Genomic DNA, 22505 nt, shown 5'->3' with positions numbered 1-22505 from the left:
AGTGCGGGTGCCTGGAGCGGATTGCGTGAGCGAGGGGGATCGTATGGACCAATGGGCCCCCGGGCCAGAGCGATGTCCGGCCATTCGGCGCGACCGGACGCCTCCGAATCACCGCGTCTTGACGGGTATACGTCACACCCAATCTCTGGTAGGAAACCTTCCTAACAGTACGCGGAACCATGAACTCCCCCTTCTGGAGGCCCTCGTGGAGACCCCCCACATACGCCCGCGCACCACACTCACCTCCCGCCGCACCCTCCTCGCCTTCATCGGCGCGGCGGCCGCTGCGGGCCCACTGCTCGCCACGCGGACGGCCACCGCGTCCCCGACCTCGCCCGGGGTGACGGCCGGTGGACTCGACGACCCCGCGAAGAAGGAGATCGCCATGCAGATCGTCTGCAGCGCGGAGAACTCCTCGCTGGAGTGGAAGAAGCAGTATCGATACTGCGAGGACATCGGCGACGGCCGCGGCTACACCGCGGGCATCATCGGCTTCTGCTCCGGCACCGGCGACATGCTCGACCTGGTCGAGCTGTACACCCGGCGCAAGCCGAACAACATTCTCGCCAAGTACCTCCCCGCGCTGCGCGAGGTCGACGGCACCGACTCGCACGACGGCCTCGACCCGACGTTCAAGCCCGACTGGGAACGGGCCGCCGAGGACCGGGAGTTCCAGAAGGCGCAGAACGACGAGCGCGACCGCGTCTACTTCAACCCCTCGGTCAAGCAGGGCAAGGCGGACGGCCTCGGCGTCCTCGGCCAGTTCTGTTACTACGACGCGATCGTCATGCACGGCGACGGGAGCGACGCGACCAGCTTCCGCAACATCCGGGGGCGCGCGCTGCGTTCGGCCAGGCCGCCGGCGCAGGGCGGTGACGAGGTGACGTACCTGAACGCCTTCCTCGACGCGCGCGTCTGGGCGATGAAGCAGGAGGAGGCGCACGAGGACACCAGCCGGGTCGACACCGCGCAGCGGGTCTTCCTGAAGAAGCGGAACCTCAACCTGGACCCGCCGCTGGACTGGAAGGTGTACGGGGACCCGTACCACATCGGGTGACCACAGACCGGGCAGCGCGCGGGGCACCTCGGTGCCCCGCGCGCTCGCGTGACCTCTTGCCACTCACAGGTTGAAACGGATACGGTCCCGGCCAACTCCCTTCTACGCGCGTCAACCTGCGTCAACCGGCACCGAGGTGAGAGACCGATGTTCCTCCGCATGACCGTCCTGACCGCCGTCACCGCCACACTCGTCACCGCGGGCGCGGCCACGGCTCCCGCCGCGGGCGGCGGCTGGCAGCAGGCGGGTGAGGACATGACCACCGGCATCAGCGGTCTCGCTCTCACCGGCCGCGCGGGTGGCGCCGCCCACGCCCTCGTCGTACGCGACAACAAGAAGCCGGGCCAGAACCGCGTCGCCGACCTCACCTACCGGCCGGGCCGTTCCGCGGTCGTCGAGCCGCTCGCCTGGTCCGGCGGCGGCGAACCGATCGACCTGGAGGCCGTCGAGGCGGTGCCGGGCACCTCCGACGAGTACGTGGCGCTCGCCAGCCGCGGCCTCGTCTACCGCCTCAAGGTGACGGGCTCCGAGGCCCAGGTCCTCGACACCTCGCCGCTGCCCGGCATCGCGGACGGCGACGACTACGAGAGCCTCGCGCTGACCTCGCGGCACGGCCGGATGGCGGCGGTCTGGGCGGACCGGGGCGCGGGCGAGGACCGCCCGGCGACGCTGCGCGCGGCGCCGTTCTCCTTCAACAAGTACGGCGAGGCCGACTTCGGCCCGGTCCGGACGGCCCGCTTCCGTACGCCCTACCCGACCGGCGCCGTCCGGCACGCCTCCGACATATCGGTCACGGACTCGGGCCGCCTGCTGATCGGCGCGGCATCGGACGCGGGCGACGACGGGCCCTTCGACTCGGCGGTCGTGGACGCGGGCAGGCTGTCGGTGGCGCGCTCGGGCGAGGTGCGGCTCTCGGTCGCCAAGTCCCCCGCGGTCCTGCGGAAGTTCAAGGGGCACAAGATAGAGGCGGTCGAGTGCGTGCCGGGCACGCGCACGGCCCTGCTCGGCACGGACGACGAGAACGCGGGCGGGTCCGTCAACTCCGCGGCGGTGTGCGGGAAGTAGCGCCGTTGCCCGACCGCCGCCCCGGTGCGCACTTCGATGCCGGTGCTACCGTCTCGCCATGTCCAAGGCCGAGATCGACGCACTGACCGCCGAGTTCCTCGGCTCCCTCGACAACCGGGGCGGCGGGGCCGCCGACGTGGGCCGCATCCGCCGCCTCATGGTGCCGGGCGGCATTCTCGTCGTCACGGGCCCGAAGTACACGGCGTACACGGTGGAGGAGTTCATCGGGCCCCGCGAAGAACTGCTCTCCGGCGGGCAGGTCGTCGAGTTCCACGAGTGGGAGATCTCCGAACGGACCGAGATCGTGGGCGACATCGCGACGCGGTTCGGCGAGTACGGCAAGTCGGGCATCGCGAACGGCGAGCCCTTCGAGGCCCGCGGCGTCCACACCTTCCAGTTCGTCCGCACCCCCGAGGGCTGGCGGATCGCGGCGTTCTCCTGGTACGACCACCCCTGACCGCACCGCCGGTGAGGTACGCACTTTTTAGTGCGTACTTGTGGCCCGTCACTCACTGATCAAGGCTGAGGAGGCCTCCCCCTCCCCCTTGAACAGGAGTATCCGTGAGCACCCCTGCCCCCGTCCCTGCCACCACCCCTGCCCCCGTCACCGTCATCGGCCTCGGCGACATGGGCCACGCGCTGGCCGCGGCGCTCCTCGACGCCGGGCACCCCACGACCGTCTGGAACCGCAGCGCGGGAAAGGCCGACGACCTGGTGGAGCGAGGTGCCGTGCAGGCCGTGAGCGTCGAAGAGGCGGTTCTCGCGAGCCCGTTGACCGTGGTCTGCCTGCTCGACTACGACGTCGTGCGCACCCTCATGGCGCCCGCCGCCGACGCGGTGCGGGGCCGCACGCTGGTCAACCTCACCAACGGCACGCCGGCCCAGGCCCGCGAGGCGGAGGCCTGGGCCGTCGGCCTCGGCGCCGACTATCTGGACGGCGGGATCATGGCCATCCCCTCGACCGTCGCGACCCCGCAGGCGTTCGTCCTCTACAGCGGCGAGGAACGGCACTTCGCGGCACACCGGGAGGCGCTCGAGGCGCTGGGTGCGGCCACGTATCTGGGCAGGGACGCGGGGATCGCCTCGCTGTACGACCTCGCGCTGCTGAGCGCGATGGACATGATGTTCGCCGGCTTCTTCCACTCGGTCGCCATGGCCACCTCGCACAAGGAGGGCAGCGCGACCGGGTTCACCGAGCTGCTCGTGCCCTGGCTGACGAACATGGCTCAGGTGATGCCCGCGTTCGCCGCCGACGTGGACGCGGAGCGCGTTTCGGGCGCCGAACCGGCCCTGGCTCAGGGCCTGGACGTCGTGCTGGCCGCGTCACGCAACATGCTCGGCGCCGCACGGGACGCGGGCGTGCGAGCCGATTTCTTCGAGCGGTCGGTGGCGGAGCTGGAGGGGCGGATCGCCGAGGGTCAGACGGCCTATACGGGTCCGGCCGCGGTGCGCGCCCTGCGGGTCGCCCCGTCCTGAGCCACGTTCAGTCCCTGCCCTGGTCAGGCGAGATGTCCGCGATTCCTCCCGGAATTGTCCGTGATCGGTAACAGAGGGATCCCCCGCCCCTCCTGTCCCGTCCTGTCAGGTGGCCGCACGGCGGCCGGAGTTCGGCGAGGCACTGAGGGAATGGGGCGGACATGGCACGGCACGGTGGCGGGCGGGGCTGGTACGGCAAGATGCTCGGGGCGGCGCTCGGCGTGACGATGTTCGCCACCGGTGCCTCGGTGTGGACGGCGCAGGCCGGTACCGAGGACGAGGCGGCACCGGCGGCGAAGGCGCCGACCAGTGCCGTCAAGCCGGTCTCGAAGACCATCGCGCACGCCTCGGACGCCGGAGAGCGCGGCATCAACATCACCATCGACGACGGCCCCGACCCCAAGTGGACGCCTCAGGTGCTGGACCTGCTGCGGCAGTACGAGGTGAAGGCCACGTTCTGCATGGTGGGGACGCAGGCGCAGGCCCACCCGGACCTCGTGAGGAAGGTCGTCGCGGCCGGGCACCGCCTGTGCGACCACTCGGTGTCGCACAACACCGCGATGGACAAGGACACCCAGGCCTACCAGTCGAAGCAGATACTCGACGCCGAGCGCATGATCACCAAGGCGTCCGGGGGCGTGCGGCCGATGTACTACCGGGCGCCCGGCGGCGCCTTCACCCCGTACAGCCGGGGGCTCGCCGCGGACCGGGGCATGCGCCCGCTGGGCTGGAACGTGGACAGCAAGGACTTCGAGCGCCCCGGCACGGAGGCGATGGTCGCCACCGTCAAGCGGGAACTGTCCAACGGCCCGACCATCCTCTTCCACGACGCGGGCGGCGACCGCACCCAGACGGTCGAGGCCCTGCGCCAACTCCTGCCCTGGTTCAAGGAGCAGGGCTACACCTTCGGGTTCCCGGTGCGCTGACTCACTGCTCCACCCCTACGTACGTGAGGTTGCAGCTGCCGATCTCGCCCATGGCACCGAGGTACGGGTAGGTGAACCCCAGCGTCTTCACGCCCGCGGACGTGTAGTTGAGCTCGATGGTCTGGGTGGAGTGCGACGGCATGTCCGCGACGCGCCAGGTCGGGGTCTGGCCGTTGTCCTCGATGGAGAACTCGCCGCGGGTGAACCCGTGCAGGAAGTCCGTGTTGTTGATGAACGTGACGCGGTCGACGTGGGCCCGCGGCCCGTCCCAGTTCCCCTCGAAGGTCGCCTGGAGCGCGTCGTTCGGGATGTCGATGGCCAGTTCTTCGTTGTCACAGCTGTCGCCCCAGTGGACGTTCACCATGTGCTGGTTGTACGCCTTCGCGATGAAGGCGCCCTCGGCGTGCGCGGTGCCGCTGGTGAGCACCAGCAGGGCCGCGGCCGCCGCGGCACTCAGGGTGAGCGTCTTCTTGCGGGTCATGTCGGTCTCGCCTTCTGCTGCGGGGGCTTGAGTGGGGGGCTCGGACTTCTGCGAACTACACGGAGAACAGCTGGAAGTTGCGGATGTCGAAGTAACCGGTGGACCACGCCGTCGAGTACTCGCCGTAGGGCACGATGTTGGTCCCCTGCCGGGTGCAGCTCCCCGGCCCGCAGACGACCACGCTCGCGTAGAAGCCGCTGCCCGGACCGCGGTAGCAGCGGATCGTGAACCGGTGCCCGTCCTCGGTCACCGTCGGCGGGTTGCACTGGATGGAGTCCCTCGCGGGCGGCGCCCCGCTCGCGGCCCCCGAAGTCCCCAGTACGGCACAGACGGCCAGCGCCGCAGCACCCGCCGCCCGTTGTGCCCTGATGAACGTCACCTGTGGGTCCTCCCGTCGTCAGGGCGGCATCTGGTCCGCCCGCCACCCGATGAACACTCTCCGTGACAGAGTAATTACGTCTTGTGCTCGCGTGAGGGGAGTGAAGAGCGCGCATGACGGGCGCGAAGGGGCGGGGCCTCGGTCGTCGATCGCCTGGTACGCCGTCGGCCAGAAGTCCCGGTGCAGGCGCGACGGGCCCCGGGGGTCAGTGCGTGGTGGCCGGCTCCGGCTCCGCCGAGGGCTCCCCCGGGGCCGAACCCGCCGTGGCGCCCAGGTGGTTGAAGACCAGGTTCAGGGCCACCGCGAGGATGCAGCCCGTGGAGATGCCGGAGCCGAGGACGATCTGTGCCCAGTCGGGAAACGCGTCGTAGAAGCCGTCCGAGAGGGCGGGGGCCAGGCCCGCGCCGAGGGTGACGACCACGATGAGGGCGTTGTCGCCGCGGTGCAGGTCGGCCTGGAGCAGGGTCTGGATGCCGCTGACCGCGATGGAGCCGAAGAGGAAGAGGCTGACGGCGGCGAGCACCGGCATGGGGACCACGGAGATCAGCGCCGCCGCTGCCGGGCTGAGGCCGATCAGGACGAGGATCGCGCCGCTGAGCGCGACGACGAAGCGGCTGCGCACCTTGGAGATCACGACCAGGCCGATGTTCTGCGCGAACGCGCTGGCGTGGAAGGCGTTGAAGAGGGGGCTGAGCGCGGAGCCGAGGGCGTCGGCGCGCAGTCCGCGGGCGATGGTCCTCTCGTCGACGTCCTTCTCGACGATCTTCCCGAGGGCGATCATGTCGGCGGTCGACTCGGTGAGGATCACCAGCATCACGACGCACATCGAGATGATGGCCGGGAGGTTGAACTCCGGTGCGCCGAAGTGGAGCGGGGAGGGGATGCCGACCGGGTCCGCGCCGTCCAGCTTCGAGAAGTCGGCGAGGCCCATGGGTATCGCCAGCAGCGTGCCGAAGATCATCGCGAAGAGCATGCTGATCTGCTTGAGGAAGCCGCGGGTGAACCGCTGGAGCAGCAGCATGACCAGGACGGTGGCGCCCGCGAGGCCGATGCTCCTCGGCTCGGGCGTGCCGGTCGTGGAGTCGTCGACGATCCAGTCGTACGCGACGGGGATGAGCGAGACGCCGATCAGGGTGATGACCGATCCGGTGACGACCGGCGGGAAGAAGCGGACCAGACGCGAGAAGTACGAACTGACCAGGAATCCGAAGAGACTTGAGACGATGATCGCGCCGAAGACGATCGGCATGCCCGCCTCGACGCCGCCCTGCGTCGCGATGATCGTCAGCATCACGCCGACGCCCGCGAACGAGACGCCGTTGACGAAGGGGAGGCGGGAACCGATGAAGTTGCCGATGCCCAGGGTCTGGAGCAGGGTCGCGATGCCCGCCATCAGGAGGCTGCCGCCCATGAGTACGGCGGTGTCGCCCGGCGACATCTTCGCCGCGACGGCCACCACGAGCGGGACGGAGACCGCTCCCGCGTACATGGAGGCGACGTGCTGGAGACTCGCGACGAGCATGCGGCCGGGCGGCAGGACCTCGTCGACGGGGTGGACCTCGGGGGCGCCCGCTCCGTCGCCGGAGGGCTTCACTTCAGAACTCATGGGTGGCGCTTCTTCCGTTGCGTGACGCCGGAAGTCGGCCTCGTCCGGTGGGAGTTCACGAGACACGGGAGGAGGCCGACAGTGAACCGACTGGAAAGTAACTTCCGCCATACGGTTGGCGGCGCCACGACGTTACGTCAGTGCACCCCGGCTGCGGAAGACCCCGCATGGGGAGAGCTGGTGCGCTGTTCGGCGATGGCCGTACCGCCCTCCATCGGCGCCGTGACGTCGTCGTCCTCGCGCCCCTTGCCGATGTGGTTGAAGACCAGGTTCAGGAGCACGGCCGCCACGCAGCCCGTCGAGATGCCCGAGTCGAGGATGATCTTCGCGGTCTCCGGGAAGGCGTGGTAAAACTCCGGCGCCGCGATCGGGATCAGGCCGACGGCCAGCGAAACGGCCACGATCAGAACGTTGTTGTCGCGCTCCAGGTTCGCCTTCACCAGCGTCTGGATGCCACTGGCCGCGACCGAACCGAAGAGCACCACGCCCGCGCCGCCGAGCACCGGACGCGGCACGACGGCGATCAGCGAGGCGGCCATCGGGCACAGGCCCATCAGGACCAGGAAGCCGCCGCCCGCCGCGACGACGTACCGGCTGCGGATCTTCGTCATCGCGACCAGGCCGATGTTCTGCGCGAAGGCGCTGCACATGAAGCCGTTGAAGAGCGGGCTGACCGCCGAGCCGAGGCAGTCGGCGCGCAGGCCCGCGGCGATGGTCTTCTCGTCGGCGGGACGGTCCACGATCTCGCCGAGGGCGAGCATGTCGGCCGTCGACTCCGTCATCGAGACGACCATGACGACGCAGAGCGAGACGATCGCGGCGGCCGCGAACTGCGGGGCGCCGAAGTGGAACGGCGTCGGGAAGCCGACGACGTCCGCCTCGCCGACCGGGCTGAAGTCCGTGACGCCGAACGGGATCGCGACGAGCGTGCCGATGACCAGGCCGAGCAGGACCGCGATCTGCTTCACGAAGCCGGTGGTGAACCGGCGGAGCAGCAGCACGATGACGAGGGTGATGCCCGCAAGGGCGAGGTTCTTCGTCGAGCCGTAGTCGTCGGCGTCGGGGGCGGGACCCTGGGCCCAGCCGAAGGCGACCGGCATCAGCGAGATGCCGATGAGGGTGATGACGGTGCCGGTGACCACCGGCGGGAAGAACCGCACCATCTTCGAGAAGAACGGGGCGGCGACGAAGCCGAGGATGCCCGCGACGATCACCGCGCCGAAGATGATCGGCAGCGCGTCGTCCTTGTCCTTGGTCGAGTCGACGACCGCGAGCATGGGCGCGACACCGGCGAAGGTCACGCCGTTGACGAAGGGCAGGCGGGCGCCGATCTTCCAGATGCCGAGGGTCTGGAGGAAGGTCGCGAGACCCGCGGTGAACAGACAGGCGCCGGTCAGGAACGTGAGCTCCTTGGCGGACAGGCCGACGGCCGCGCCGACGATCAGGGGCGGGGCGACGACACCCGCGTACATGGCGGCCACGTGCTGCAGGCCGGTGGTCGCCATCTTCAGGGGTGGGAGTTTCTCGTCGACCGGGTGTACGGCCCGTATGGAGCCCTCTTCGGCGTCGGGTTCCGGGGTGTTGCCTTGCTTGGTGAACCTGGGCTTGGTGGCCACTGTGGCTCCTCCGGTTGTTTTCCAGTGCCGGCCCGCGGCGGGCACTTTTCGCTTCTGGGAGGTGGTGCGTGGTGCAAGGGCTTGCTCGATGTGAAGTTGTGGGTACTGCGCCCAGGTAGTACTGACCGCCCCGGGAACGCGAGGCTTTGGGCCGCGTTCCGGGGCGGCACTTGAGCAGCCCGCTCGGCTGCTCAAGTCCGGTCGAGGGCCGTCCCCCCCGACCGGAGTTCTTGGGGTCAGCTCTCGGCGGCGATCCGCGCGAGACGCTGCGCCTGATCCCGCGTGGAGCGGGCGATGGCGTCCTCGTCGGCGTGCAGCAGACGGCCGTTCTCGACGACCGGCCTGCCGTTGACGAGGGAGAGGGTGACCGGGGCCGCCGCGCCGAAGACGATCGCGGTCACCGGGTCGGCGATCGAGGCGTGCCCGATGCCGTCGATCTTCCACAGGACCAGGTCGGCGAGCTTGCCCGCCTCCAGGGAGCCGATCTGTGTGGCGCGGCCCAGGACCTGGGCTCCGCCGTACGTCCCCAGGCGCAGCGCCTGACGGGCGTTCAGGGCGGCCTCGCGGTGCGCACCGAGGCGGTTGATCAGCAGGGCGTTGCGCAGCTCGGTGTGGAGCTCGCCGGACTCGTTCGACGCGGTGCCGTCGACGCCGAGGCCGACGGGGACGCCCGCCCTGAGCATGTCGGGGACGCGGGCGATGCCGGCCGCGAGACGCGCGTTGGAGGACGGGCAGTGGGCGACTCCCGTACCGGTACGGGCGAACGCGGCGATGTCGGAGTCGTTCATGTGGACGCAGTGCGCCATCCACACGTCCTCGCCGAGCCAGCCGGTCGACTCGAAGTACTCGGTCGGGCCCTTGCCGAAGAGCTCGTGGCAGAACTTCTCCTCCTCGACCGTCTCGCTGCCGTGGGTGTGCAGACGCACTCCCAGGCGGCGGGCCAACTCGGCGCCCTGCCGCATGAGTTCGGTGGAGACGGAGAACGGCGAGCAGGGTGCCACGGCGACCTGCGTCATCGCGTCGAAGGAGGCGTCGTGGTGCTTCTTGACGGTCTCCTCGGTCGCGGCGAGCGCGCCCTCCAGGGTCTCCACGGCGAAGTCCGGCGGCAGGCCGCCGTCCTTCTCGCTGCGGTCCATGGAGCCGCGGGCCAGGGTGAAGCGGACGCCCATCTCGGAGGCGGCGCGGATGATCGACCCGGAGAGGTCGCCCGAGCCCTTCGGGAAGACGTAGTGGTGGTCCATGGCGGTGGTGACACCGCCGCGGGCCATCATCCCCAAGGAGCCCTGCGCCGCCGCGTACGTCATCTGCTCGTCGATGCGCGCCCACGTCGGGTACAGCGCCACCAGCCAGTTGAACAGGTTGTGGTCGGTGGCGAGGCCCCTGGTGATCCACTGGTAGAAGTGGTGGTGCGTGTTGACCAGGCCCGGTGTGGCGAGGTGGCCGGTGCCGTCGACGCGGCGCACCACGTTCTCCAGACCCTCGGGCGCCTTGCCCGCGCCGATGGACTCGATCCTGTTGCCCGCGACGACGATGTACCCCGATGCGTACTCGGTGTCGTCGGCGTCGACCGTCGCGACGGCGACGTTCTCGATGACGATGCGGTCTGCCGAAGAAGGTGCCATGGTGCTTCCTTCATTTCGTGAGTGGCGATTGGGCACGGCAGGACCCTAGGAGGATTTGAGTGCCGCAGCCGCGTCGACGCTGCTGCGGGTGCCGAGATGGTGGAAGAAGAGGTTGAGCAGGACCGCGACGAGCGCGCCGGCGCTGATGCCGGAGCCGAGCACGGTCTGTGCCCACGCGGGAAACTCCGCGTAGAAGGTGGGCGCGGCGAGCGGGATGATGCCCGCCCCGAGCGACACGGCCACCAGGATGATGTTGGAGCTGTCGTCCAGGCCCGCCTCGGAGAGCGTGCGGATGCCGCTGACGGCGATGGAGCCGAAGAGGACGATGCCCGCGCCGCCGAGCACCGGCATGGGGACCACGTTGACGACCGCGCCGAGCACCGGGAAGGCGCCGAGCACGAGGAGCGCTCCGCCCGCGACGGCGACGACGTAGCGGCTGCGTACGCGGGTCAGCGAGACCACGCCGACGTTCTGCGCGAAGGCCGAGGTCGGGAAGCCGCCGAAGACGGGTCCGACGAGGGTGGCGATGCCGTCCGTACGCAGACCGCGGGTGATGGTCTTTCCGTCCGTCTTGCGCTCGCAGATCTCGCCGAGGGCGAGCATGCCGGCCGCCGACTCGGTCATCAGGACCAGCATCACGATGCAGAGCGAGAGGATCGCGGCGGGCTGGAAGGTGGGCGCGCCGGAGGCGAACGGGGTGGGCAGCGCGGCGAGCGGCGCGGACTGCACCGAGGTGAAGTCGGCCATCCCGAACGGGATCGCGGCGAGCGTGCCGATGAACATGCCTGCCAGCAGGGCGACTTGCTTGAGGAAGCCGCGGCCGAAGCGCTGGAAGAGCAGGATCACCACGAGCGTGAAGGCGGCGAGCGCGAGGTACTTCATGTCGCCGAACGTGGGGTCGGTGTCGTCGCCGCCCTGCGCCCACTTCACGGGCACGGGCATCAGCGTGACGCCGATGAGCGTGATGACGACCCCGGTGACCAGCGGCGGGAAGAAGCGGAGCAGCTTGCCGAAGAAGGGGCCGATGACGAGACAGAAGACACCCGCGACCATCACCGCGCCGTAGATGGCGGGGAGTTGCTCACCCTTGGCGTTGGTCTCGGCGATGGCGAGGATGGGCGCGATGCCCGCCGAGGAGGCGGCGTTCACGAACGGCAGGCGGTTGCCGACGAAACCCTTGACGCCGAGGGTCTGCAGGATGGTGGCGAGACCGGCGATGAGCAGCCCGGCGGCGATGAGCCGGGTCTGGGCCACGGTGTCGAGACCGCAGGCCTGGCCGATGATGAGCGGAGGGGTGACCACACCCGCGTACATGGCGGCGATGTGCTGGAGCGCGGCGGGGACGAGCCGCGAGGGGTGGAGCTTCTCATCCACCGGGTGGCAGACGGGAGTTGACTCACCGTCGGCTGTGTCCGATGGGGTGGAACATGGACCTTCTGCAGGGTCCTTAGCAGGCTGTGCCATTGCGGATGTTCCCTCCGGTGTGGCGCGCCCCCGCCCACTGCGGCGAGGCGGGGGCGCGCATCCCGCGTCAGAGGTTGGTCATGTCGACCGGGATCTTCGGCTCGACGCCGTCCCGCAGGATGGTGGCCTCGATGAGGCCGTAGGGGCGGTCGGCGGCGTAGTAGACGGCTCCGTCCTTGGCCTCGTTCTCGAGACCGAAGGCGGAGAGGTCCTGACGGAAGTGGTGCTTGTTGGGCGCGGAGAAGCGGATCTCGTCGATCTCGCTGCGGTTGTTGATGACCCGCGAACCCATCTGGTACAGCGTCTGCTGGAGCGACAGCGAGTAGGTCTCCACGAAGGCGTGCAGGATGTGCTTCTTGGCCTGCTCGTACGAGCGCTCCCAACTCGGCATGCGCTGCTCGTCGTTGGTCCAGTTGTGCCGCCACCAGGTGGACAGGGAGGTGGCGAGGATGCGGTCGTAGTCCTCCTGCAGGGTCGTGTACTTGTCCTTGATGTAGCCCCAGAACTCGGAGTTCGTGGAGTTCATCACGGTCAAGTCCTTGAGCCCGGACAGGACTTCGAAGTTCTCGCCGTCGTAGGTGATCTGGGCGAGCCGCGTCTCCTGGCCCTTGCGGACGAAGGAGTGCTTGACCTCGTCGGCGCCGATGAACTTGGAGTTGCTGTCGGAGCCGCCGATGCGCTCCCAGGCGTACTCCTCGATGCGGATGCGCGCGCGGTGGATCGAGGGCTGGCTGTCCACGAAGTGCCGGGCGAGGTGGATGCCGTACTGCTCGGCGGACTCGATGCCGTACTCCTTGGCGAACGCGAAGCAGGTGTTCTTCGTCGTGTCCGTCGGAAGGCAGTTGGCGTTCGAGCCGTTGTAGTGGACGTCGTCCAGGTCGCCGGAGAGGGCGACCGAGACGTTCAGGTCCTTGATGTGGTGGGTGTCGCCGTCCCGCGTGATCTTTACGACCCGGTTCTCAGCCTTGCCGTACTGGTTCTGTCCCAGAATGGTGGGCATGTCTGCTAGCTCCCTCGGTAAACGGAGTAGCCGAACGGGTTGAGCAGCAGCGGTACGTGGTAGTGCTCGCCCGGCGTGACGGCGAACGTGATCGCCACCTCCGGGAAGAACGCTCCGGCCGGACCACTGTCCCGATTCGCGGGGGCGTCCTGCTGCGCCTCGGCTTGCTTGTTCTGCTGGTTCTGCTTGGCCAGGAAGTACGCCTCGGTCTCGAAGTCGAGACGTACGTGCGTGGTCCCCTCCGGCAGGGCCGGGAGGTCCTTGCAGCGCCCGTCCGCGTCGGTCGCGCTGCCGCCGAGCGCCTTCCACTCCTCGCCCGAGCCGCTGCGGGCGGACAGGGAGATGGCGACGCCCTCGGCGGGGCGTCCGACGCTGGTGTCCAGGATGTGGGTGGACACCGATGCCGTGGTGGCGGTGCTCATGCGTCGTCTCCTTCTTCCACGAGGCGGGTCAGCCGGATGCGGTTGATCTTGCCCAGTTCGGTACGGACGATCTCCCGCTCCTCCTCCGCCCCGTTCTCGATCCGGACCTTGAGCTGCCCGAGCATGAACTCGGCGGTGGCACCGGTCGCGCAGATCAGGAAGACGTGTCCGAACTTCTCCTGGTAGGCCAGGTTCAGTTCGAGCAGTTCGGCCTTGAGCTCCTCGGAGGCGCCGGCCATCCCGCGCTGTTCGCGGGCGGACGTCGGGTCTCCCGGCTTCGGGCGGCCGATCGGCGGGTGCCCCGCCATCGCTTCGGCGAGGTCCTGTGCGGTGAGCTCGGCCATGGCGGCGTCGCTCGCGGCGAAGAGGGCTTCGGCGGTGGCGTACGGGCGCTGGGAGAGCAGCTTGCTCCCCCAGACCGAAGAGGCACAGACCTCGTGGAGGGCGGCGGTGGCCGCGGCCTCCTCCAAGGCGTTGAACCGGGTCAGACCCGGTGTCGTACTCGAAGTCACGGGAGCCTCCGTGGCCTTGTGCTGGACGGGCTGCGGAACAGCTAAGACCTTCAACAACACCGCGTCAACAGTTTGTTGAAATAACTTGAACAAAGAAGCCGCCACCCGGCAATACGGGTGACGGCTCGGCTGCACAGAGTGATTCGGGACCGGCTTCGAGGCGCGGACCTAGTCCCCCTTCGCGGCATTCTCCCTGTTCAGGTAGTTGTACACGGTGAAGCGGCTGACGCCCAGGGCGGTCGCCACCGTCTCGACGCCGTGCCGCACGGAGAAGGCGCCGCGCGCCTCCAGTATCCGCACGACCTCCTGTTTCGCCCTGCGGTCGAGCTCCGAGAGCGGGCACCCCCGCTTGCGCTCCAGGGCGAGCAGGATGTGGTCCAGCGAGTCGGCGAGCTGCGGCAGGCGCACGGCCACCACGTCCTGGCCCTCCCAGGCCAGGACCACGTCGTCGGCCCCCGCCTGGTCCGGCGGCATCATCTCGCCGCCCATGGCGTCCACCAGCGGCTTGACCGCGGTGACGAACGGGTCGTCCCCGAAACTGGTCATCTATCCCCCTCCCCCGGCTCCCCCGACTTCCCCGGTTCGCGCGCTTCCCCCGGTTCGCCGATCACGTTGACCTGAAGCGAGACGCGGGTGGCCCCGGCGCCCAGGGACCGGCGCAGCATCGCGTCGACCGCGGTCAGCACCGCGTCGACATCACCCTCCGCCGTATTGCCGAACGGCCCTACGTCCACCGCGTCCAGCGGGGCCCCCTCGATGACCTCACGGGCCGCGAGCGCATGCGCCGGGGCCTCGTCGAGGTCGAAGGGTTCGGTCGTGAACTCCACTCTCAATCGCACGCGGCCAACCTAGCGCCGCCGGTCGAAATTTCGGCAGTCCCCTCTTGACAGCTTCCGCAGATCGGAGGCAGTCTTCCACCAGACAGAAATGAACTTCCGCAATACGGAAGGAGCGCGGAAGCCCCATGGGATACTCCGACCAGCGCTTCAATGTGAACCTGTCGATCCTCTTCACCGAGCTCCCGCTCCTGGAGCGCCCCGCGGCCGCCGCGAAGGCCGGCTTCACCGCGGTCGAGCTGTGGTGGCCCTGGGTCGACGCCCCCACCCCCGAGCAGTCCGAGCTCGACGCCCTGAAGAAGGCGATCGAGGACGCGGGCGTCCAGCTCGTGGGCCTGAACTTCTACGCCGGACAGCTGCCGGGCCCCGACCGCGGCGCCCTGTCGGTCCCCGGCGAGGAGAGCGAGAAGTTCCGCGCGAACCTCTCGGTGGCGGCGGACTTCGCGCAGTCGCTCGGCTGCAAGGCGCTGAACGCCCTGTACGGCAACCGGGTCGAGGGTGTGGACCCGGCGGTCCAGGACGAACTCGCCCTGGAGAACCTGGTGCTGGCCGCCCGCGAGGCCGACCGCGTCGGCGCGATCCTGCTGATCGAGGCGCTGAACAAGCCGGAGTCGCCGCTCTGCCCGATCGTGAGCGCGCCCAAGGCGATCGAGATCGTGGACAAGGTGAACGCGGCCACCGGACTCGGCAACGCCACGTTCCTCATGGACCTGTACCACCTGTCCATGAACGGTGAGGACCTGCCGTCGGTCATCGAGCAGTACGCCGCCAGGACCGGCCACGTGCAGATCGCGGACAACCCCGGCCGCGGCGCCCCCGGGACGGGGTCGCTCCCGCTGGAGGCCCTGCTCGACCAGCTCAAGAAGGCCGGCTACGAGGGGTGGGTCGGCCTGGAGTACAAGGCCGCCGACGCCGCGGCCTCCTTCGACTGGCTGCCCGCCGGGGCCCGCGCCGCGCGCTGAGCGCCAACTCATCGACGTACCACACGCTTCAGAGCCGTAAGAGAGGCACCCTCATGAGCAACCTTCCCAAGATCGCGTGGATCGGACTCGGCATCATGGGCTCCCCCATGTCCGAGAACCTGATCAAGGCGGGTTACTCCGTCACCGGCTTCACCCTGGAGCAGGACAAGCTGGACCGGCTCTCCGCCGCCGGCGGCACCGCGGCGAAGTCCATCGCCGAGGCCGTCGCGGACGCCGACGTCGTCGTCACGATGGTGCCCGCCTCGCCGCAGGTCGAGGCCATCGCGTACGGTGCCGACGGCATCCTGGAGAACGCGAAGTCCGGCGCCCTGCTCATCGACATGTCGTCGATCACCCCGCAGACCTCGGTGGACCTGGCCAAGGCCGCCAAGGACAAGGGGATCCGCGTCCTGGACGCCCCGGTGTCCGGCGGCGAGGCCGGTGCCATCGAGGCCGTGCTCTCCATCATGGTCGGCGGCGAGCAGGCCGACTTCGACGAGGCCAAGCCGCTCTTCGACGCTCTGGGCAAGACCATCGTGCTGTGCGGTCCGCACGGCTCGGGCCAGACGGTGAAGGCCGCCAACCAGCTGATCGTCGCCGTCAACATCCAGGCGTGCGCCGAGGCCGTGGTCTTCCTGGAGAAGTCCGGTGTGGACCTGCAGGCCGCGCTCGACGTCCTGAACGGTGGACTCGCGGGCTCGACCGTGCTGACCCGCAAGAAGGACAACTTCCTGAACCGGGACTTCAAGCCCGGCTTCCGGATCGACCTGCACCACAAGGACATGGGCATCGTCACCGACGCCGCCCGCAACGTCGGCGCCGCGCTGCCCGTCGGTGCCGTGATCGCCCAGCTGGTCGCCTCGCTGCGCGCCCAGGGCGACGGCGGCCTCGACCACTCGGCGCTGCTCCGTGCCGTCGAGCGCCTCTCCGGCGCCCAGCTCTAAGGCCTCTTCAGCCCTCGGAGCACCCAGACTTCCGGGCCGTGGCGGCGCTGACACCTGTCCTGTCGCGCCCAGGCGCCGCCGCGGCCCGGAACCACATCATCAACTTCAACAAACTGTTGACGTAGCTGTTCGGGGCTCCTTAGTCTCCGAACACCTCAGCAGTCACAGCACGGAAGGTCACGATGTCGAAGCGCGTGCTTACGACCGAGTCCGGCGCCCCCGTCGCCGACAACCAGAACTCCGCCACCGCCGGCGTCGGTGGCCCGCTCCTGCTCCAGGACCAGCACCTCCTGGAGAAGCTCGCCCGCTTCAACCGTGAGCGCATCCCGGAGCGTGTGGTGCACGCCCGCGGTTCCGGTGCGTACGGCTACTTCGAGGTGACCGACGACGTCACCGGCTTCACCCACGCCGACTTCCTCAGCGAGATCGGCAAGCGCACCGAGGTCTTCCTGCGCTTCTCGACCGTGGCGGACAACCTCGGCGGCGCGGACGCGGTCCGCGACCCGCGCGGTTTCGCCCTGAAGTTCTACACCGAAGAGGGCAACTACGACCTCGTCGGCAACAACACCCCGGTCTTCTTCATCAAGGACCCGCTGAAGTTCCCCGACTTCATCCACTCCCAGAAGCGCGACCCCTTCACGGGCAAGCAGGAGCCGGACAACGTCTGGGACTTCTGGGCGCACGCCCCCGAGGCGACGCACCAGATCACCTGGCTGATGGGCGACCGCGGCATCCCCGCGTCGTACCGCCACATGAACGGCTACGGCTCGCACACCTACCAGTGGACGAACGCGCAGGGCGAGGCCTTCTTCGTCAAGTACCACTTCAAGACGAACCAGGGCATCCGCTCCCTCTCCGCCGAGCAGGGCGCCGAGCTCGCGGGCAAGGACCCCAACTCGCACCAGACGGACCTGCTGCAGGCCATCGAGCGCGGCGTGAACCCGTCCTGGACGCTGCACGTGCAGATCATGCCTGCGGCCGAGGCGGCGGACTACCGCTTCAACCCCTTCGACCTCACCAAGGTGTGGCCGCACAAGGACTACCCGCTGCAGCGCGTGGGCCGCCTGGTCCTGGACCGCAACCCCGACAACGTGTTCGCGGAGGTGGAGCAGGCCGCCTTCTCCCCGAACAACTTCGTCCCCGGCATCGGTCCGTCCCCCGACAAGATGCTCCAGGGCCGCCTGTTCGCCTACGCGGACGCGCACCGCTACCGCCTGGGCGTCAACCACACCCAGCTCGCGGTGAACGCCCCGAAGGCGACGAAGGCCGACAACTACGGCCGCGACGGCTTCATGGCGTCCAACGCGTACGGCCGGGACCGCAAGAACTACGAGCCCAACTCGTACGACGGCCCCGCCGAGACCGGCAACCCGCTGTCGGCCCCGCTCGCCATCAACGGCCACACGGGTACGCACGCGGCTCCCGCCCACACCAAGGACGACGACTTCTTCCAGGCGGGCGAGCTGTACCGCCTGATGTCGGAGGACGAGAAGTCGCGTCTGGTGGCGAACATCGCCGGCGGCCTGTCCCAGGTCTCCCGCGACGACGTCATCGAGAAGAACCTCGCCCACTTCCACGCCGCCGACGCCGACTACGGCAAGCGCGTCGAGGAGGCCGTCCGCGCCCTGCGCGAGGACTGAGCGAGTCGTAACTCCCAGGCTGCGCCGGTGAGTTGACGGGAGGTCGACTCACCGGTGCTGAGCCCGCACCGCCACGGACCCGGATGAGGGGTGGTCCCGTGGAAACGCGGGCAGTCCGCCGAGGCGGACAGGCACGGGTCCGCGGCGGTTCCGCGAGCCAGTGCGGTGGTCAAGGTCCGATCCGGCTCTCCTCTCGACCTGAGGGAGGAAGGCCGGCGGTTCCATCGCGACCGCCGCGGTCCCAGCCGAACCCCCTCCCCTCGCCACGGAGGGCCCACGGACTCCGTCCGGCCGCGCGTATGCATGTTCCGCCAGTCGCGCGCAGTCGGGCGGCAACAACTCCACAGGCCCCAGGGCCGGTTGAGCCAGAGCGGCGAGTACGGAACGGTCTCCGTGCTCGCCGCTCTCTTGTGCGTGGCGGCCCGCTTGTGTACGGAAGTCGTCCATGAACCAGCACCGCCCAGGCGACCTGTACCGACGCTGGCCCGCCCGTGACGTCCCGAACATCGTCATACTGCGGCTGGCCGGACTGCGCATGTCCCCTCCGGGGGCCGCCGTTGGGTCCGCCGCCGCACCCTCGCCTTCGCCCTCGCCTGCCTCGGCCCGGCCCTGCTCGCCGCGGTGGCGATCGCCACGGGCCTCACCCACAAGCGTGACGTCCTCTCGCACTTCGGCTGGACCGCGTTCTTCGTCGGCCTCGACGTCATCGCCGTCGCCGTGCACTGGTGGGTGTGCCGCCTCTTCCTCGGCGTGGCCGAGGACCTGGACGCCATGCTGACTCCCGCCGGGCGAACGGCCGTTCACTCCTGGATCGACGCCAAGACGTCCCGGGGGCGGCAGGTGCGGGCCATGGTGATCGGCGGGGTGCTGATCGCGGGCGGCCTGCTCGCCGCCGACACGCTCGCCGCCGACGGCGCCAGGGGCGGCGACGCCGACTCCTTCTTCGTGGCGGTCACGTCGTACGCCACGGTCGCCTGGAGCGGCGTCCTGTACGGCTCCAGCGGCTACTGGCTGCTCACCGGGGGCCGCCTGGCCACCGTCGTGTCCCGCCGGGGCAACGTGAAGCTGCTGTGGTCCGCGCCCGCCAGGACGCCCGGCATGGAGAAGATGTCCGCGGCGTACCGCCTGGCCTCGCTGATGGTCTCCCTGGGCACGGCCGCCGGACTCGTCCCGGTGCTCAGCTGGGCCTATTCGGGGCCGCAGGCCGCCAGCGTCTCGGTGGTCAAGTGGTCCGTCATCGCCTCGACCCTCGTCATGGCGGCCGTGTTCTCGCTGCAGCCCCAGTTGCATCTGTCCATGGCGATCAGCGAGGCCAAGTCCGAGAGCCTGCGCAAGATCTCGGCGCTGCTCCCCGACGACGTACCGACGCGCCAGGCGCCGGTCGACGAACAGACCGCCCGCAACATCGAGTTGCTCTCCATGGTGGCGGGCAGCCCCAACTCCACGATCACGGGCCAGACGGTGGCCGCGGTGATCCTGGCCCTGATGGGCGCGACCGTGCCGACGCTGGTGCAGGTGATCTTCTAGCGCGCGGGCGACGGCGTCCGTACGCACGCCGAAGGGGCGGTCCACCCCCCTCGGGTGGACCGCCCCTTCGGTGTTCGCTCGTGCGTCAGACCTTCAGCGGGCGGATCGCCGTCGGCGCGTGACCCGGCTCCGTGGCGATCTCCTCGAACTCCTTGACCGCGCTGATGTCGGCCGTGGGGCTCATCGAGATGTTCGTGACGCGCTCCAGGATCGCCTCGACGACCACCGGGACGCGGTGCTCGGCGGCGAGCTTCCTGGCCTGCTCGAAGGCGGGCAGGAGGTCGTCGGGCTCGGTGACGCGGATCGCCTTGCAGCCGAGGCCCTCGGCGACCTTGACGTGGTCGACGCCGTAGACGCCCAGCTCCGGGGAGTTCTGGTTCTCGAACTCCAGGTTGACCTGGAAGTTGATGTCCAGGCCGATCTGCGCCTGGCGGATCAGGCCCAGGTAGGCGTTGTTCACCAGGACGTGGACGTACGGGATGCGGTGCTGCGCGCCGACCGCCAGCTCCTCGATCATGAACTGGAAGTCGTAGTCGCCGGAGAGGGCGACGACCGGGGTCTCCGGGTCGGCCTTGGAGACGCCGAGCGCGGCCGGGATGGTCCAGCCGAGCGGGCCCGCCTGGCCGCAGTTGATCCAGTGCCGCGGCTTGTAGACGTGCAGCATCTGGGCGCCCGCGATCTGCGAGAGGCCGATCGTGGTGACGTAGCGCGTCTCGGGGCCGAAGGCCTTGTTCATCTCCTCGTACACGCGCTGCGGCTTCATCGGGACGTTGTCGAAGTGCGTGCGGCGCTGGAGGGTCTCCTTGCGCACCAGGTGCGACGCGACCCACTCGGAGCGGTCGGGCAGCCTGCCCGCGGCCTTCAGCTCCTTCGCCACCTCGACGAAGAGTTCGAGGGCGGCCTTGGCGTCCGAGGCGATGCCGTAGTCCGGCGCGAAGATCTTGCCGATCTGCGTCGGCTCGATGTCGACGTGCACGAACGTGCGGCCCTTGGTGTACACGTCCAGGTTGTAGCCGGTGTGGCGGTTGGCCCAGCGGTTGCCGATGCCGAGGACGAAGTCCGACTCCAGGAACGTGGCGTTGCCGTAGCGGTGGCCGGTCTGCTGGCCGACCATGCCGGCGTTCAGGTCGTGGTCGTCGGGGATGGTGCCCCAGCCCATCAGGGTCGGCACGACCGGGGTGTTGGTGATCTCCGCGAACTCGACCAGGAGGTCGCAGGCGTCGGCGTTGATGATGCCGCCGCCCGCGATGATCAGCGGCCGCTCGGACTCCAGGAGGAAGCCGATCGCCTTCTCGATCTGGGCGCGGGTCGCGGCCGGCTTGTAGACCGGCAGCGGCTCGTAGGTCTCCGGGTCGAACTCGATCTCCGTCTGCTGGACGTCGATCGGCAGGTCGATGAGGACGGGGCCCGGGCGGCCCGAGCGCATCAGGTGGAAGGCCTGCTGGAAGATGCCGGGGACCTGCGCGGCCTCCAGGACCGTGACCGCCATCTTCGTGACCGGCTTGGCGATCGTCGCGATGTCGACGGCCTGGAAGTCCTCCTTGTGGAGCAGGTGCGTCGGCGCCTGGCCCGTGATGCAGAGGATCGGGATCGAGTCGCCGGTCGCCGAGTACAGACCCGTGATCATGTCGGTGCCCGCCGGACCCGACGTACCGATGCAGACACCGATGTTGCCCGGGTTGGCCCGGGTGTAGCCCTCGGCCATGTGCGAGGCGCCCTCGACATGGCGGGCGAGGGTGTGGTCGATGCCACCGCCCTCCTTGAGCGCCTTGTAGAAGGGGTTGATCGCGGCGCCCGGAACTCCGAACGCGTTGACGACGCCTTCGCGCTTGAGGATCTCAACTGCCGCGCGGGCAGCGGTCATACGAGCCATGGGGTTCTCCTGCTTCGACAACGGCTTCGACAGCTTCGGCGGCCCTGCGGCCGACGAGTACGGCTGGCGGTTTCGGCTCCCGTCGCGCCCCGCGGTGAGCTTCAGTTTCCGCATTGTGGAAATCATGTTCTGCTATATGGAAGCAATGTAGAGGCGCCCCGCGGAGACCGTCAAGAGACATCCGGGATCCGGGCGAGGTGGGGGCGCTCGTCGGCCCTTTACGGCAACTTGCCGCCACCGGGCACACCTTGGGTGGAGGATGGGAGCGGACGGCGCGAGGGGGCGACGGCACCCCGGCGAGCGAGGCGCGACGACGGTACGGCGTACGGCAGGCGGTGGTGACGGTGGCGGACAGGGACGTGCCGATTCGGTGCCCGGACTGCCGACGCGAGCATCGGTACGCTCCCGCGCCCACCCCCTGCTCCTGCGGCGCGCAGGTGGCCCCGCCGGTGGCCCGGGGCGCACCCCCGGTCCCGATCACCGACCAGACCTGGACGGACCAGTGGGTCACCCTCCGCTGCTGGTCCTGCGGCCACCAGGGGCAGTGGCCCCGCCCCGAGCTGGACTGCCCGTGCGGGGCGGTCCTGCGGATACCGGTGGCGGGAGCGCCCGAAGAGCCCCGAGGCCCCGGCCCCGACACCCCGCCCGACGCCTCGTCCGCGGGCCCCTCCCACATATCCCTCCCCCGCACCGCCCCGCGCCCCCGGCCCGCCTTCCGGCCGGTGACCATCCGGGACGCCCGGGACGCCGTGACCGTCGCCGCGCTCTATCTGCGGTGGCTCGGCTATCTGAATACGCGGAGTGCGGCGGGGCGGCCGCCTTCGGGGACGCGCATCGCCGCGCGCGGCCTGCTCGCCCAGGTCGAGCCCGCGCTGCGGCCCACCACGCTGCGCGACGTCGAGTGCCTGTGGCTGACCGCCATGACCGAGGCCGGCGACACCCCCGTCACCTGCGCCTTCTTCTCCCTCTCCGGCTACACCGCCGAGGCCCGCGCCTGCGCGGACACGCTGGACATGCCGCTGTTCACCATGGACCTCACGGGCACGCCCCAGCCGGTCAACAGCGCGGCCGACGAACTGGTCGCCACCGGGGCGTGA

The 22505-nt window shown here is 69.6% G+C and carries 22 protein-coding genes; 10 read left to right on the top strand and 12 right to left on the bottom strand.

What is annotated here, in order from left to right; translation table 11 throughout:
• Positions 1-205: 205 nt before the first annotated feature.
• The 5 genes from ACZ4D5_RS26795 (at position 206) to ACZ4D5_RS26775 (ending at position 4524) form a co-directional block, all read left to right on the top strand.
• On the top strand, positions 206-1057 hold the full coding sequence (locus ACZ4D5_RS26795; RefSeq protein ID WP_467774964.1) for a chitosanase: 852 nt from the start codon (positions 206-208) through the stop codon (positions 1055-1057).
• A gap of 159 nt (positions 1058-1216) precedes the next feature.
• The gene (locus tag ACZ4D5_RS26790; protein ID WP_467774963.1) at positions 1217-2122 is read left to right on the top strand and encodes a hypothetical protein; all 906 of its coding nucleotides are present in this window, start codon (positions 1217-1219) and stop codon (positions 2120-2122) included.
• 58 nt (positions 2123-2180) lie between these two features.
• Complete coding sequence (locus tag ACZ4D5_RS26785) at positions 2181-2579, top strand: nuclear transport factor 2 family protein (protein WP_467774962.1); 399 nt, start codon at positions 2181-2183, stop codon at positions 2577-2579.
• A 104-nt stretch (positions 2580-2683) separates the two neighbouring features.
• On the top strand, positions 2684-3598 hold the full coding sequence (locus ACZ4D5_RS26780) for an NAD(P)-dependent oxidoreductase (protein WP_467774961.1): 915 nt from the start codon (positions 2684-2686) through the stop codon (positions 3596-3598).
• Between the two features lie 161 nt (positions 3599-3759).
• On the top strand, positions 3760-4524 hold the full coding sequence (locus ACZ4D5_RS26775; protein ID WP_467774960.1) for a polysaccharide deacetylase family protein: 765 nt from the start codon (positions 3760-3762) through the stop codon (positions 4522-4524).
• Between the two features lies 1 nt (position 4525).
• Here ACZ4D5_RS26775 and ACZ4D5_RS26770 read toward each other — a convergent pair whose 3' ends face one another.
• The 11 genes from ACZ4D5_RS26770 to ACZ4D5_RS26720 form a co-directional block, all read right to left on the bottom strand.
• Positions 4526-5005 carry a hypothetical protein gene (locus ACZ4D5_RS26770; protein WP_467774959.1) on the bottom strand — a complete coding sequence of 160 codons (480 nt, stop codon included), beginning with the start codon at positions 5003-5005 and terminating at the stop codon, positions 4526-4528.
• 55 nt (positions 5006-5060) lie between these two features.
• Positions 5061-5384, bottom strand: coding sequence for a hypothetical protein (locus ACZ4D5_RS26765; protein ID WP_467774958.1), 324 nt, complete (start codon positions 5382-5384; stop codon positions 5061-5063).
• Between the two features lie 205 nt (positions 5385-5589).
• A complete protein-coding gene (locus tag ACZ4D5_RS26760) occupies positions 5590-6990 on the bottom strand; it encodes a nucleobase:cation symporter-2 family protein (protein WP_467774957.1) in 1401 nt (466 codons plus the stop codon).
• A gap of 137 nt (positions 6991-7127) precedes the next feature.
• Positions 7128-8606 carry a nucleobase:cation symporter-2 family protein gene (locus ACZ4D5_RS26755; protein ID WP_467774956.1) on the bottom strand — a complete coding sequence of 493 codons (1479 nt, stop codon included), beginning with the start codon at positions 8604-8606 and terminating at the stop codon, positions 7128-7130.
• Between the two features lie 236 nt (positions 8607-8842).
• Complete coding sequence (locus tag ACZ4D5_RS26750; RefSeq protein WP_467774955.1) at positions 8843-10228, bottom strand: 8-oxoguanine deaminase; 1386 nt, start codon at positions 10226-10228, stop codon at positions 8843-8845.
• Between the two features lie 45 nt (positions 10229-10273).
• Entirely contained in the window at positions 10274-11692 is a 1419-nt protein-coding gene (locus ACZ4D5_RS26745; protein WP_467774954.1) for a nucleobase:cation symporter-2 family protein, read from the bottom strand.
• A 67-nt stretch (positions 11693-11759) separates the two neighbouring features.
• Positions 11760-12692 carry a factor-independent urate hydroxylase gene (gene pucL, locus ACZ4D5_RS26740; RefSeq protein ID WP_467774953.1) on the bottom strand — a complete coding sequence of 311 codons (933 nt, stop codon included), beginning with the start codon at positions 12690-12692 and terminating at the stop codon, positions 11760-11762.
• A gap of 5 nt (positions 12693-12697) precedes the next feature.
• Positions 12698-13114, bottom strand: coding sequence for a hydroxyisourate hydrolase (gene uraH, locus ACZ4D5_RS26735; RefSeq protein WP_467774952.1), 417 nt, complete (start codon positions 13112-13114; stop codon positions 12698-12700).
• A complete protein-coding gene (gene uraD / locus ACZ4D5_RS26730) occupies positions 13111-13626 on the bottom strand; it encodes a 2-oxo-4-hydroxy-4-carboxy-5-ureidoimidazoline decarboxylase (protein WP_467774951.1) in 516 nt (171 codons plus the stop codon). Before uraD ends, uraH begins: the two co-directional genes overlap by 4 nt.
• Positions 13627-13794: 168 nt before the next feature.
• Complete coding sequence (locus ACZ4D5_RS26725; protein ID WP_467774950.1) at positions 13795-14172, bottom strand: helix-turn-helix domain-containing protein; 378 nt, start codon at positions 14170-14172, stop codon at positions 13795-13797.
• Positions 14169-14465: a YkoF family thiamine-binding protein gene (locus tag ACZ4D5_RS26720; protein ID WP_467774949.1), complete on the bottom strand. Its 297-nt coding sequence runs from the start codon at positions 14463-14465 to the stop codon at positions 14169-14171. The genes ACZ4D5_RS26725 and ACZ4D5_RS26720 overlap by 4 nt, the downstream gene beginning before the upstream one ends.
• Positions 14466-14590: 125 nt before the next feature.
• Here ACZ4D5_RS26720 and ACZ4D5_RS26715 point away from each other — a divergent pair, with 125 nt between their 5' ends.
• From ACZ4D5_RS26715 to ACZ4D5_RS26700, 4 genes are all read left to right on the top strand, one after another.
• Positions 14591-15424 carry a TIM barrel protein gene (locus ACZ4D5_RS26715; RefSeq protein ID WP_467774948.1) on the top strand — a complete coding sequence of 278 codons (834 nt, stop codon included), beginning with the start codon at positions 14591-14593 and terminating at the stop codon, positions 15422-15424.
• 53 nt (positions 15425-15477) lie between these two features.
• Positions 15478-16368: a 2-hydroxy-3-oxopropionate reductase gene (locus ACZ4D5_RS26710; protein ID WP_467774947.1), complete on the top strand. Its 891-nt coding sequence runs from the start codon at positions 15478-15480 to the stop codon at positions 16366-16368.
• Between the two features lie 182 nt (positions 16369-16550).
• Entirely contained in the window at positions 16551-18008 is a 1458-nt protein-coding gene (locus ACZ4D5_RS26705) for a catalase (protein ID WP_467774946.1), read from the top strand.
• Between the two features lie 621 nt (positions 18009-18629).
• Positions 18630-19535 (top strand): hypothetical protein, encoded by a 906-nt coding sequence (locus ACZ4D5_RS26700; protein ID WP_467774945.1) that lies wholly within the window; start codon positions 18630-18632, stop codon positions 19533-19535.
• 85 nt (positions 19536-19620) lie between these two features.
• Here ACZ4D5_RS26700 and gcl read toward each other — a convergent pair whose 3' ends face one another.
• Entirely contained in the window at positions 19621-21399 is a 1779-nt protein-coding gene (gcl, locus tag ACZ4D5_RS26695; protein WP_467775330.1) for a glyoxylate carboligase, read from the bottom strand.
• A gap of 458 nt (positions 21400-21857) precedes the next feature.
• On the opposite strand from gcl, the gene ACZ4D5_RS26690 reads away from it, so the two are divergent.
• Positions 21858-22505, top strand: a complete 648-nt coding sequence (locus ACZ4D5_RS26690) for a hypothetical protein (RefSeq protein ID WP_467774944.1) — start codon at positions 21858-21860, stop codon at positions 22503-22505.

It is taken from the genome of Streptomyces sp. NPDC025651 (assembly GCF_055558735.1).
The sequence above is the reverse complement of the archived record's forward strand: the minus strand, read 5'-3'. Positions and strand labels throughout refer to the sequence as shown.